General features: G+C 45.3%; 11 protein-coding genes. All 11 read right to left on the reverse strand.

Annotated features, from left to right (window positions below; translation table 11 throughout):
- Positions 1 to 9: 9 nt before the first annotated feature.
- Positions 10 to 1,521 (reverse strand): sugar ABC transporter ATP-binding protein, encoded by a 1,512-nt coding sequence (locus HFM85_RS11640; protein WP_173738280.1) that lies wholly within the window; start codon positions 1,519 to 1,521, stop codon positions 10 to 12.
- Between the two features lie 21 nt (positions 1,522 to 1,542).
- A complete protein-coding gene (locus tag HFM85_RS11645) occupies positions 1,543 to 2,517 on the reverse strand; it encodes an ABC transporter permease (protein WP_021977849.1) in 975 nt (324 codons plus the stop codon).
- 157 nt (positions 2,518 to 2,674) lie between these two features.
- The gene (locus tag HFM85_RS11650) at positions 2,675 to 3,682 is read right to left on the reverse strand and encodes a substrate-binding domain-containing protein (RefSeq protein ID WP_173738281.1); all 1,008 of its coding nucleotides are present in this window, start codon (positions 3,680 to 3,682) and stop codon (positions 2,675 to 2,677) included.
- Entirely contained in the window at positions 3,679 to 5,466 is a 1,788-nt protein-coding gene (locus HFM85_RS11655; protein ID WP_173738282.1) for a cache domain-containing sensor histidine kinase, read from the reverse strand. The genes HFM85_RS11650 and HFM85_RS11655 overlap by 4 nt, the downstream gene beginning before the upstream one ends.
- Positions 5,463 to 7,079, reverse strand: coding sequence for a response regulator (locus HFM85_RS11660; RefSeq protein WP_173738283.1), 1,617 nt, complete (start codon positions 7,077 to 7,079; stop codon positions 5,463 to 5,465). Before HFM85_RS11660 ends, HFM85_RS11655 begins: the two co-directional genes overlap by 4 nt.
- Before the next feature lie 300 nt (positions 7,080 to 7,379).
- On the reverse strand, positions 7,380 to 8,381 hold the full coding sequence (locus tag HFM85_RS11665; RefSeq protein WP_173738284.1) for an aldo/keto reductase: 1,002 nt from the start codon (positions 8,379 to 8,381) through the stop codon (positions 7,380 to 7,382).
- A gap of 46 nt (positions 8,382 to 8,427) precedes the next feature.
- The gene (pfkB, locus tag HFM85_RS11670; RefSeq protein ID WP_173738285.1) at positions 8,428 to 9,357 is read right to left on the reverse strand and encodes a 1-phosphofructokinase; all 930 of its coding nucleotides are present in this window, start codon (positions 9,355 to 9,357) and stop codon (positions 8,428 to 8,430) included.
- Position 9,358: 1 nt separating this feature from the next.
- Positions 9,359 to 10,411: a galactitol-1-phosphate 5-dehydrogenase gene (locus HFM85_RS11675; protein ID WP_173738286.1), complete on the reverse strand. Its 1,053-nt coding sequence runs from the start codon at positions 10,409 to 10,411 to the stop codon at positions 9,359 to 9,361.
- A gap of 2 nt (positions 10,412 to 10,413) precedes the next feature.
- Entirely contained in the window at positions 10,414 to 11,934 is a 1,521-nt protein-coding gene (gene xylB / locus HFM85_RS11680) for a xylulokinase (protein WP_173738287.1), read from the reverse strand.
- Positions 11,935 to 11,952: 18 nt separating this feature from the next.
- Entirely contained in the window at positions 11,953 to 12,960 is a 1,008-nt protein-coding gene (locus HFM85_RS11685; RefSeq protein WP_173738288.1) for a LacI family DNA-binding transcriptional regulator, read from the reverse strand.
- 36 nt (positions 12,961 to 12,996) lie between these two features.
- On the reverse strand, positions 12,997 to 13,848 hold the full coding sequence (locus tag HFM85_RS11690) for a class II fructose-bisphosphate aldolase (RefSeq protein WP_119238732.1): 852 nt from the start codon (positions 13,846 to 13,848) through the stop codon (positions 12,997 to 12,999).
- Between the last annotated feature and the right edge of the window lie 330 nt (positions 13,849 to 14,178).

Here is a 14,178-nt window from a genome sequence, read left to right on the forward strand (position 1 = left end):
CTTTCCTCCTTAATCGATATTCCGTGTGGCCTTGTCCATGATGTTTTCCTGGGTTGCCTCGGAGATATCAATACATCCGGTAACTTTACCCTCACACATGATGATGATACGGTCACTCATTCGGAGAACTTCCGTCATCTCAGAAGAAATCATGATAATGGATTTGCCTTCTGCTGCCAGTCTGTTCATTAATTTGTAGATTTCGTTCTTGGCACCAACATCGATACCTCTTGTCGGCTCATCGAAAATAAGGATATCGCTGTCTCGTGTCAGCCATTTAGCAATAACAACCTTCTGCTGGTTACCACCGGAAAGGTTTACTACCAGCTGATCTGTTGTAGGTGTCTTTGTTGCAAGTTCGTTTACATATTTCTCAGCAACTTTTTTCTCTTTTGCTTTGTTGATAAAGATACCATTGGTAAACTCTTCCATTGTTGCCAGTGTTGTATTCTCTGTTACAGATTTCTGTACAACACAGCCGTATCTTCTTCTGTCCTCTGACAGATAACCGATACCGTATTTAACAGCATCCTGCGGGCTGTTGATGGTAACTTCGTGAAGCTGTCCATCTTTACCCATAACAGAGATCTTACCACTCTGTTTCGGGTCTGCTCCGAACAGTGCTCTGGCTGTCTCGGTACGTCCTGCCCCCATTAGTCCTGAGAAACCAAGGATCTCACCTTTCTTCAGTTCAAAGCTTACATCTTGAACCATCTTTCCTGCGTTCAGATGTTCAACCTTAAGAACTACCGGTGCATCTGCCGGAACTGCACTCTGCTGTTTCGGATCTTCATAAATAACACGACCAACCATCATGTTGATGATATCTTCTTTTGTACTGTCTTTTGTGATCAGAGTTCCTACATATCCACCATCTCGCATAACGGTTACACGGTCTGTGATGGTCTTGATCTCATCCATACGGTGAGAGATATATACGATACCAAGATTCTTCTTACGAAGGTCACGGATGATCTCGAACAGGTCCGCGATCTCTTTCTCTGTCAGTGCTGCGGAAGGCTCATCAAAAATGATAACCTCAGCTTTATGGGAAATTGCTTTTGCGATCTCACACATCTGCTGTTTTCCGACTGTCAGGTTTTTCATCTTTTCTTTCGGATTGATCTCAATGTTCAGATCCTGAAAAAGCTTTTTGGAATCCTCGATCATCTTTTTGTCATCAATGCGGAAACCCTTCTTCGGCTCACGTCCGATGAAGATGTTCTGAGCAACAGTAAGATCACCTACCATGTTCAGCTCCTGATGTACGATTACAACGCCGGCATCCTGTGCCTCACGTGTATTGTGAAATTCTGTTTCCTTTCCTTTGTAAACGATGGAACCTGAATCCTTCTGATAAATACCGGTAAGAACCTTCATCAGTGTTGATTTACCGGCACCGTTTTCTCCCATAAGTGCATGTACTTCGCCGCGTTTTACTTCGAAATTAACGTGATCCAGAGCATGAACTCCAGGAAAGGACTTATCAATGTCCTTCATAGTTAAAATAACTTCACCCATTGTCGCATCCTCCCTCTAAGATCAGTTCTTTCTGCGTCTTGCAGAAACGTCGATATAAACTGCAACGATAACAATGATACCTGTGATGATCATCTGCTGTCCTTTACCAAGACCAAATGCCATGATGCCCTGCTGAAGAAGAGAGATGATGAATACGCCGATTACAGTACCGCCGATGGAAGCAAGTCCACCAACCATGGATGTACCACCCATAACGCAGCCTGCAATAGCCTCGTTGTTGTACTGATCGCCATAGCCAGGCTGAACAGTTGTGTATGTAGCTACAAAGAAGAGTGCTGCAATACCTACCAGGAATCCGCAGATCACATAAGCAAGCATTTCCCATTTCTTTGTGTTAACACCGGAAAGACGGACAGCCTCTTTGTTGGAACCAAGGCAGAGGATGTAACGTCCTTGTTTTGTGTTGTAAAGAACGATACCGCAGATAACTGCCATTCCCAGGAAGATAATGATTCCTACAGGGAAACCGTTTACGGAAACGATATTACGGAACCAGCCGTTTGCCTCACTGGCTGCCGGCCAGCTTACTGACTGTGTTTTTGTGAATACAGAAGCAATACCTTTTGCAATGTTCATGGATGCCATGGAAATAATGAATGGTGGTACTGACATGTAAGAAACCATCCAGCCATTGAAAATACCAAAGCAGAGACCGATCAGAATGCAAAGGATCATGGCAACTGCACACGGAACCTTGTAGGATGTCATGCAGTAACCGGATACCAGTGCACAGCAGAACATTACAGGTCCGATGGAGAAATCAATTCCTCCTGTAGCGATTACGAATGTAACGCCAAGTGACAAAAAGCCCAGGAAGTACACATAGTTCAAAGTAGATCTGATACTATCAACAGCCGGAAACTTGTTTCCAAGAACTACTTTAAAAACCAGGAACATGAGAATCAGAACACAGACAAGAAGTATTCTGTTCAATCCGAGCTTCTTAACGATTGGATTTTGTTTTAAGTTTTCCAATTTTTACCCTCCTCACGTTTTGCACGTATCTTGTGTTTTCTTGGTTATTATAATACCGTCAAAAGTCAATAATTGTAATAGAATATCTTGCAAAAAAAGGTTAAATATTTACTGTACGGTAAATATTTAACCTTTTTCTTTGTGTATTTATGACTATTTACGGTGTAAGATCGCCATGTGTTTTTAACGTATTAAACGGAAAAAGCAGTTTTTCGATCTCACTGGTATACATGTTATCCGGGGTTACCAGCTGGCAGCCGGAATTAATATTCTTTTTATACTCTTCACCTCGCAGCATCTTAATGGTTTCCCGAACACCTACATACCCCATTTTAAATGCTTTCTGCACAACGATCCCCTGGAATACTCCGTGTTCCATCAGCTGAACAGCCTCCTGTGAGCTGTCTACTCCCACTACCCTGATCCGATTCTCTGCTTTTGCCGCTTTAACTGCCCTTGCAGCACCTACAGAGGAATATTCATTCATTCCCGCAATCATCTTGAGGTCCGGATATTTTTTCATCAGTTCTTTTGTGAGTTCATAGGACTTGTCATACTGAGAATCACAGTATACCACATCTACGATATTCTCCTTCAGACTGCCAAGTCCTGTACGGAATCCTTTTTCTCTTTCAACTGCCGTAGATACACCTTTTACATGTGAAACGACTGCGATCTGGTCATCCTCCCCCACAAGCTCCTTTGCAAATCTGCCAAGAAGCTGCCCTGCTTCCAGATTATCGGTCGCAACAGTGAGATCCTGGACAGCTTCCTGGGTATAGGAATCAATAAATGCAATATGTATTCCCTGTTCCTTTGCCCTCTTCAAAAGCTGGTCCGATTCAGTAAAGCTGGATGGAGAGATCAGGATCGCATCCGGTTTTTCTTCTATCGCCCTTTTGAGCAGCTTATTCTGACCATCCACATCATTCTCTTCCTCAGGTGCCCATACGCGGATATCTGCATTATATTCTTTTGCGGCCATCTCCGCTCCCTGGATCAGGGAAGTCCAGAAATCATTGCTACCATCCACAACCTTCGGAATATAGATCAGTGATAAATTTCTCTCTTCCTCTGTCTGTTTATAATAGAAGATTCCGGCCACAAGTCCTGCTGCAAGGCAGATGACTACTCCAAAGGTCAGGAGTTTTCTGTGTTTTTTCATATTGATTCCTCCTGCATTCCCGGAATGGTGATCGTGGCAGTTGTTCCGACACCTTTTTCACTTTCATAGGTGATCCCGTAACTTTCTCCATAATAAAGCTGCAGACGTTTCTGTACATTATAAACCCCCACGCCATTGGAATGATAATTCACCTTATGCTTATCATAAATATGTGCCAGTGTTTCCTCATCCATACCTACTCCGTTGTCGATCACCTGAAGAACTGCATTTCCATCCTTCATAAACCCTTTTACCTGCAAAAGCCCCTTGCTCTCTTTATATTTCAGGCCATGATAGATGGCATTTTCAATGATCGGCTGGAGAACCAGCTTGATCAGCGGGATATTTAATATAGAAGGTTCTACATTGATCTCAAATTCCAGCTTGTCCTTGTAACGCATCTTCTGGATCGTAAGGTACCCCTTTGCATACTCCACTTCCCTTGCAAGAGGAACCACTTCATCCTCATTGCTGATACTCTGCCGCAAAAGACGTGCCAGAGATGCTGTCATCAGGACAACCTCCTCGTATTTTCTGCCTTCTGCCATCCAGATGATCGAATCCAGAGTATTATAGAGAAAATGCGGATTAATCTGAGACTGAAGAGCCTTCAGCTCACTTTTTCTCTTTGCTTCCTGTTCCTTCACATTCTGTTCCATCAGATCCTGTATCCGATGTGTCATCACATTAAAAGATTTCGTCAGACTTCCGATCTCATTCTCCGAATCAATCTCCACATCCGCTCCGTCAAAATGCCCCTCCTGTACCCTGGACATGGAATCCCTGAGACGCTGAAGGGGATAAGTAAGACTCTTAGCCAGAAAGCTGGAAAAAAGCAGCGCCACGATCATCAGAAATGCGGAAATAAGCACATAAATGCTCTGTGCCTGATTGCTTTTGCGCAGGAGCTCACTGACACTCATGCAGCCCACAACAGTCCATCCTGTTTTATTAGATCTGGAAATGGAATACAGCTTTCCTCTGTTTCCCTTTCCGGTACGCACCGTATCTTCTTTTGAATTCACAATCAGGTCGATATTTTCGGTCTGCAGTTCATTATAAAGCTGCTGCTGCTGGGGATGGTATACAATATTTCCGCTTTCATCCAGAATGAATGCGTATCCTTTTTTTCCAATGGTATTCTGATCACAGAGCTCACTAATGGCGCTGTAATTCAGGTCAATAAAAAAAACGCCCTCTTTTTCACCTTGGTTGGAAAAATTGCGGATCCCCCGGCTTAAGGTAATTACCCACGGACGATCTCCGCTGATAATGTGCTGTACATGGGAAGATGTAAGAAGCGGTCCTTCCGGCTTCTGTAAAGCTTCCAGATACCATTCCTGGGTGGAAAGCTTCAGATCCGGGTTCACAGACTGCTTGCCATCATTGATCAGCTTACGGCCATTAATTCCAATGATCCCAAGATTTCTGATATCACTTCGCCCGTCCAGTATAGTCTTAAACTGATTGATCAGACGTTCTCTTGTTCCATCGTCCACATTGTCACCAAAAAGATATTGCTGTACATCCTCATTGCTGGAGATCATATAGGCAATATTTTCCATATAATCAATATAGGAATCAATATTCTGATTCATCTGCTGTACGATATTCTGTGTGTAAACAGAGGAATTTTCAAAAATAGAATTCCGGGTATACCTCATAGAAACACCTGTTATGACCAGCACCGCACTTAAAAGCAGCACCGTCACTACCGCAAAGATCGCGCTCTGGATGCTTTTGAATTTTCCTATGATCCTTGCAGCAAACCGGATATCTCTCATTTACGTTTCTCCCTCGCATATTCTGTCGGCGTGCAGCCGGTCATTTTTTTGAAGGAAATTCCAAAATAATGAGGGTCTGCAAATCCGACTTTCTCGGCAATTTCATAATTCTTCATAGTTGTATTCTCCAGAAGCTCCTTCGCCTTCTCCATACGGGTACGGATCAGAACCTCTGTAAAAGTCTCTCCTGTAAGCTCCTTAAAGATCGTACTGAAATAGCTGGTGCTGATATTCAGATAAGAACAGATGCTGTTCAGGCTTAAATCCGGATCCATATAATTCTTCTGTATGTAATCCAGGGCAAGTCTGGCCTGCCGCTGTCCGCTGGAGCTGTTTGCATCGGAGAGTTTCCGGAAAATTTCTCCGACATGATTCCTTACCAGTGCAAAGGCACTGTCAAAAGAATTCTGCTCTGTAACCTGCTGCAGAAGTGCATCTCTTTTTGAAAAAAGCCTGCTGTCCGGAACCACATCCTCACATGTCTCATCTGCCGCGCGGATGATCTGCTGAAGATATACGCAGGCACGGCTCTTATCCACACGCGCTTCCTTGATTTCAGAAGAAATCTGTTCCAGGACATGCTCTGAGTTTTCCTTTTTTCCTGCTTTCAGAGCAGCTACCAGCTTCTCCACATGGTTTTTGATGGAAAGACTATTCTCCTCCGGACGTTCTTCCATACTGATAAGAAGGTTTCCGCCAAGAAGATAACGGTATTCAATAGCTTTCTCCGCAAGCTCATGGGATAACTGGAGCTCCTGCTGGGTTCTGGCCCAGCATCCCACACCGATAGAAATATCCAGTGACATCAGCTCCTTCAGCTTATCCTGGATCGTCCTGCAGATCTCCATGATCTTCTGGTCAAATTCTCTGGTCCGGTTTCCCATGAAAAGAGCACCGACCTTGTTATTTCCGGCCTGATATGCCACTCCTGCTTTTTCTTCACTGATGATCTCATCACTGATATTAAAAAGAACAAAAGACATCAGTGCACTCTCCTGACGTTTCTCCGCAGTAAGCTGACTGCTGTCCGAATACAGATCCAGTTCAAAAACAGCCACACGATAGCAAGCTGCCTCAAGGTCGATTCCCAGTGCTGCAAGCTCTTCCAGGCTTTCCTGCCGTGTCTTGATATTATCCACAAAGCCCTGCAGTGCTCTGGAACGGATCACAATGGCGTTTTTCTGATAATTCTCGGAAGTCTGTGTCAGACGTTCCAGCTTTTCTTTTTCTTTTCTTCGCTGATCCACCTTCTCTTTCATTTTTTCGATGACATTTCTGAGTTCCATTGCTGTCACCGGCTTCAGCATATATTCACTTACATCGTACTGGATTGCCTTCTTCGCATACTCAAATTCTCCGAATCCGCTGAAGATCACGATCACGATATCCGGGTAATTGTCATGGAGAAAACGGCTCAGTTCCATACCATCCATATATGGCATAAGAATATCCGTAAGCACGATATCCACCGGATGTGTCTGTACAAATTCCGCTGCTGCTTTTCCGTTATCACAGTCTCCTACCAGCTCACAGTCCATTGCTTTCCAGTCAATGTTCTCCCGGATCGCATCGCGAACAAGTATTTCATCATCTACCAGTAAAATACGATACATAATCTCTGTCATCCCCCTCTGATCAGTTTCTGCTGCTCTTTTTATACATCCCCCCGGCAGTCTCCTCTCACCATTTCTGCCATTATTTTGTTAAAAATCACTGCTTTCTATGTGAACAATAACTGTTTATACCTCCTACATGGTAACATGTTTGGTGATAATTTACAACAGAGTTTCTTAGTCCATTTTACACGGTGAAAAAAGCTCGTTGCTGGTCACAGAGCGAACAGTAACAAAGGCCCCATGTTCAATATATCGAACATGAGGCCTTTGTACTGTGATATCTCACACAGAATTTTATTATTTTACGATCACGCCATCTTCATCCCAGAGGTCATGCCAGTCATTTGCACCATGCCACAGGAATACCTGGCCTTTTACAAGACGGTTGCCTTTTTCCAGAGTAGCAATGGTTGCCATCTCTTCCTCTGTAAGCGGATCCTCTGTCACACATTTCAGGTTGCTTGCATAGTTGTGAACAGAAAACGGTATGGAGATCTCGCCTCTCTGATGAGCCCATTTCAGAGCGATCAGAGCCGGATGAACACCGTGTGCTTTTGCAATTGTCTGCATCTCCGGTACTTCCAGATCAGCAACATCTTCAGGACAGATATCTCTCTCAGGTCTGCGCGGGGAACCGATCGGCATATAGCCTACAGGCTGAATGTTGTGAGCTACCAGATAATCGTAAAGCTCCTGCTGCTGGAAGCATACATGAAGCTCAAGCTCACAGGTTGCAGGTTTGATCTTCATCAAAGGAAGAACAGCCTCAAGCTTCGGAATGGTCATATTGGAAATACCGATATAACGGATCTTTCCTTTTTCTACCAGTGCCTCGCACTGGCGGTAAGTGTCCATAAACTCCTCAACACTGAACGGCTTGGAATCAGGATTTCTGGAGTCTACATCACATCCCGGTGCATGATAGTTCGGAAATGGCCAGTGGATATAGTACATATCTACATAATCACACTGAAGATCCCTGATGCTCTTGTCACATGCTTCCTCTACTCTTCTGTGCATGTCATTCCATACCTTTGTCATGATGAAGAGATCTTTACGCTCTACAACACCTTCGTCAAAAGCATCTTTGAACACCTGGCCGATCTCATGCTCGTTTCCGTAGCATGCAGCACAGTCAAACATACGGTAGCCGCTGCGGATCGCACCTGCAACAGCTGCGGATACATCCTCTGCGGATACACGGTCAGAACCGAATGTTCCCATTCCGACACATGGAACCTGCTCGCCGGATGGAAGTGTCACTTTCGGCACGATTGCCGGATTGATAACTTCTGCCATTTTTACATCTCCTTTTTATGAAAAATTTTCTTATTATAAGCTGATCTTATAAACGCTTGATCTCAATCTTCGGAAGAAGTGCTTCCATATCTTCCATTACAAAGAAGCCTGTCTCCTCGCGCATGGCTGCAGCTGCTGAGATTGCGCTGGCTCTGCGCAAGGTCTCCTCCAGGGAAAGTCCTTCGCTTAATCCCAGTGCAAAGCCTGCAATCATGGAATCGCCACATCCTACAGTATTCACTGCATCGATCTTCGGGACAACAGCACGGAAAATTCCTTCATCACCAACTGCCAGGGAACCGTCTGCGCCAAGAGAAACCGCTACGATCTCCACACCGCCTGCGTGGATGGCTTTCGCAGCCTCTATGATATCATTGATATCGTCGCAGTGCTTGCCTGTAAGCATACGGATCTCATCAATATTCGGCTTGATCAGTGTCGGAGCAGCTTTGATTCCTTCTTCCAGAAGTTTGCCGCTGGTATCCAGAATCACCGGCTTTCCTGCATCTTTAACAATCTTCACAAGACGCTGATATGCAGTTCCGTCAAGCCCCTTCGGTACGCTTCCGGACATTGCCACAACGGAGGCGTCTTTTACAAGATCGCGGAATTTTTTCTCAAATCCCTCAAAATCTGTCTCTGTAAGAGTAAATCCCGGCTCCAGAAATTCTGTCTGTACGTGATTCACTTCATCCCAGATATTGATACAGGAACGGCTCTCTGCATCAACATGGTAAAAAGCACTCCTGATACCAAAAGGTTTCAGGGCATCTTCAATATAGTTGCCTGCGTGGCCGCCCACAAACCCTGTGGCAACCACTTCAGCACCGTAAATAGACGCCGGCTTGGAAACATTCAGTCCCTTTCCGCCGGGAACATAGGTACATTCACGCACACGGTTTACTTCGCCCACTTTAAAATCATCCACTACATAACGCTTGTCAATGGCAGCGTTTAAGGTTACTGTCAGGATCATATCAGTCTTCCTCATTGGAAAGAAGGATCTTTCCTTTTACAAGGCCCGGTGTCTTGAACAGCTGGAAGGCCTCCTGAGCCTGGCTCATCGGAATTTTCTTATAGATGAAGCCCGGATCAAATTTCAGCTGCCCTGTTGCAAAATAATGAGCTGTCAGATCCCACTCTCGTCCCGGATACGGTGCACTGTAGGACATCCAGGAACCGGTAAGCTTGAATTCTTTACGGTTCATATTTTCCCACTGCTTCGGTGTGAAAGTAAGGTTCTCATGAGGAGTACCGATGAAGCATACATGTGCTTTGTTTGCCGCAAGCTCGAACGCCATGTGCATGGTCGGAACCTGTCCAGCTGTCTCAAATACGAAGCCGTATCCCTTGCCGCCTGTGATGGCCATGGCTTTTTCCATATATCCTTCTTCTTTCGTGTTGATCACTTCATCTGCACCGAGACGTTTTGCAAGAGCAAGTCTCTCATCACTGATATCAAAAACTACGACTTTCTTGGAGCCGAAGATCTTTGTCCACTGCATGGTGAACATACCAACTGTTCCGCCGCCAAGGATCGCCACATACTCGCCGCCGTGATAATCATTCTGGAATACACCGTGGATAGCTACTGTTGCAGGTTCAAACATTGCGCCCTGCTCATATGGAACATTGTCTGCAAATGGTACGGCATTTTTCTCCGGAACTACTACATAATCTGCATTTGCTCCCTGCTCTCTGGAACCGATGAAGCTGTAATGTTTGCAGAGGGAGTAATTACCTTTCTGGCAGTCGTCACATTTCATACATGGAAGAAGCGGTGCACCGGATACACGGTCTCCGACTTTTACCTTTGTAACACCTTCTCCGACTTCCACAACATCACCGGAGAACTCATGTCCAAGTACGATCGGATAAAAATGTACGCCGTGGTTTAATACACGCGGGATATCTGATCCGCAGATTCCGGAATATCTTACTTTGATCTTAACATGGCCAGGAGTTACCTTAGGTTCTTCCACTTCCTGATACTGAACATCTTCATTTGCTACTACTACTGCTGCTTTCATGATTACTTTTCCTCCTCATTTCTCATCATAGGTTCAAGAGATTTATAGAGATTTAAATAGGTTTTATAGGTTTTATCATAAACAACCCTGTTTTCAGGGTTCGGTTCATGTCTTCTTGTTTCTTTTACAGTAAGGCTGATAGCCTCATCATAATCTTTATACATTCCAACACCAATGCCTGCCAGAATCGCTGCACCAAGTGTTGTAGCTGTGTCGGATGACGGCACTACGATCGGTTTGCCGGTGATGTCGGATTTGATCTGTGTCCAGAGTAGAGAGTTGGCTGATCCTCCCATTGCCCGGAGTACTTCAACTTCTGCCCCTGCTTCTTTTGCAACCTCAAGATTATGCTTCAGGGAAAGTGCCACACCTTCCATGCAGGCGCGTACCATATGGCCCTTGGTCTTTGCAAAATCCAGTCCATAGAAAACGCCTTTTGCATTTGGATTCCAGATCGGTGAACGCTCACCGGACATATATGGAAGGAATACAACACCGTCACTGCCTGGAGCGATTTTTTCTGCAATCTCATTAAGCTGATTCAGGGAAGAACCTTTTCCCGCGCCTGTCATCATGCGCTCATAATCTGCAAACTCACGCTCAAACCAGCGCATCACACCACCGCCGCCGGTTGTGCCGCCCTGAAGGAGCCACTGACCCGGAACAACATGATATCCAAGGATCAGTCTTGGATCTGCCTTGTACTCATCCATGCAGATGCTCATTCCACCAGCCTGTCCGCCCTGCTCCTGTGTCTCACCAGGATGGATAACTCCAGCCCCCAGTGTTCCGCATGCTGCATCCAGACCACCCGCAACAACCGGTATTCCTGCTGCAAGTCCTGCTTCCTCTGCTGCCTTCTCTGTGACAGTTCCTACTATATGGTCGCACTCGCAGATCTCAGGAAGAAATCCCATGGGAATTCCAAGCCTTCTGCACATATCCTCATCCCATACAGCTCTTCGCATATCAAAGCAGTGCAGACCGTATCCCTGTGAAACATCCTGACTCATAACACCCGTCAGCTTATATGCAATAAAGCTGTTGGACTGCAGAATCTTGTCTATCTTTTCATAAACCTCCGGCATATTTTCTTTATACCAGAGGATCTTCGCTGTTGTATAAGACGGCTGCAGTGAATTGCCGGATACTTCAAAAATCTTATCTGCTCCGATCTCCTCATTCAGCCTGTCACAGATGGACTGTGCTCTTGTATCCATCCAGATCGGTGTGTTGGTCAGAACATTACCATCTTTATCCATGGCAATCGCTGACCAGCTCTGTCCGTCAATACCGATGCCTGCGATCTCATCCGGTACAATACCTGCTTTCCGGATAGCTTTTTTTACTGCACTGCAGACTGCGCTCCACCATTCCTCCGGATTCTGTTCAGCCCAGCCTTCCCTCGGATAATATACCGGATAGTCGCCGTTGGCTGCTGCCACTACGTTTCCGGATTTCTCAAAGATCGCAACCTTACAGGCACTGGTACCAATATCAATACCAAGTAAATATGGTTTCATTGTGATTTCTCCTTCTCCTTATATAGCACGCACAGATTTCCCCATAATAATCTCTGCGTCAAGCTTCTCCGCAATCCGCTCCGTATTTCCAGCATCTCCCTCTTCCAGTCGTTTCAGCATAATGCCGGCCACCTCTCTTGCAATACTTGGTGTAGGCTGAGCAACGATAGTCAGCTTGGGATTACATGCCCTTGCAAACTGCAGGTTATCGAACCCGATCATAGAAAGCTGCTCCGGAATTTTAAGTGCCAGCTCATTGACACCGATCACCGCCCCCATGGTCATCTCATAGTTGGTGACAAATACAGCTGTCATATCCGGATTGTCCGCCACAAGTTTCTCCAGACCGTTCACGCCACCCTGAATGGTATAGTCGCCGTGATAGATCAGAGATTCCTGTACCGGAAGATTCTCTTTTTCATATGCGCTTCTGTAGCCCTGGAGACGTTCCTGCGCTGTGGATATCTCCTCCGGGCCGCCGATGATCCCGATTTTGCGGTGTCCTGCCTGAAAAAAAACTCTCATGGCATCTTCTGCCGCCTTCTCATTGTCCACAAGAACACTGTCACAGGAAATCTCCTGGATCTTACGGTCAATGAGCACGATCGGTTTCCCGGTTTTCTGAAATTTTTTCAGGTGATTGCCTTCTGTGTCCACCGGCATGTTGATAATGCCATCCACACGTTTCCGGCTTAAGAATTCCACTGCGTCCCGCTCCAGCTTCTTATCTGTACGGCAGTCACAGACAATGGTCGCATATCCATGACTTCTCAGGACATCCTCCATCTCTGTGATAATCTCCGCACAAAAGGTATTGTTAAGCTCCGGAATCACCACGCCGATGGTTTTGGTGGCATTGGTCTTAAGTCCTCTGGCCACCTCATTTACCTCGTAGTGCAGCTCCTCGATGGCTTCCTCGATCTTTACTCTGTTTTTTTCTCTTACGTTTCCCCCATTAAAATAGGAAGAAATCGTTGCAAGCCCAAGTCCCGTCCGCCTGGCGATATCTTTCATGGTCGCTGCCATACTTATCACCTCATTATCTGCATTTTACCGCAATACTTATTCTGCCTTTCCGTCGCAGCCGCAGACTTTCATACGAGCCTCAACAAGCTCTTTTACAGCCTGGATTGCTTTTTTTCCGTATGCTTTCGGATCGATGGTGTTCTCATTCTCTGCGAATGTCTCCTTAACCGCCTTGGAATATGCCGCACGAAGCTCTGTTGCAAAGTTTACCTTGCAGATACCACGTTTTACACAGTCGCTTACATCCTCATCACTGAGACCGGATGCTCCGTGAAGAACAAGTGGGATATCAACAACTTCACGGATCTCGCTTAAACGTTCTTTATCAAGAACCGGAGTTCCTACATAAAAACCGTGTGCTGTTCCAATTGCAACTGCAAGGGAAGTAACACCTGTGCGCTCTACGAATTCTTTTGCTTCCTGCGGATCTGTGTTGGTGTCTGCCTCTGCCTCAAGATCATCTTCCTTACCGCCGACTTTACCAAGTTCAGCCTCACACGGAATGTTCAGGGCAGCAGCTACATCAGCAACTCTCTTTGTCTCTTTAATATTGTCCTCAAAATCCAGTTTGGAACCGTCGATCATAACAGATGTGTAACCTGCATGCATTGCCTGCATAGCCAGCTCAAAACTGCTGCCATGGTCAAGATGAAGGCAAACCGGAACAGAAGCCTTGGCAGCCTCAGCTGCAACGATCGCTGCATAGGTCTCAACAGTACCATATTTAACCGTAGATGGTGTCGTCTGGATCATAACCGGAGCTTTCAGCTCCTCAGCAGCCTGGATGATTGCTTTCACCATCTCCATATTCTCTGCATTGAATGCTCCTACTGCGTATCCGCCTTTCTGTGCTTTTAACAGCATTTCTTTCGATGTAACCAGTGGCATAATCTTTTTCCTCCTTGGAATATTGTGTTTATTTTCTAAATAATATCTATTGTCGGTCCATAAACCGAAACGTTTCTGTTTGAGTTTATCATAGCTCTCCGAAACGTTTCTGTCAACCATAAAATATTCATCATTTAAAGGAAAATATTGCCTTGAAAAGAAGATAAAATACCGTTAGATTAATCTATAAAAGATATAAAAACCTGTGGCCGGGCAGGAACGTCTGATATGACCGGCAGATATGGCAACTGCATAAATTATTCTCTGAGCAGCTGAATCTTAAGCCTGACCTGATGCAATAATTTCTGCAATGCTGTAAATGATCAATTT

This window comes from Blautia schinkii, from assembly GCF_013304825.1.
Classification (GTDB): Bacteria; Bacillota; Clostridia; order Lachnospirales; family Lachnospiraceae; genus Blautia_A; species Blautia_A schinkii_B.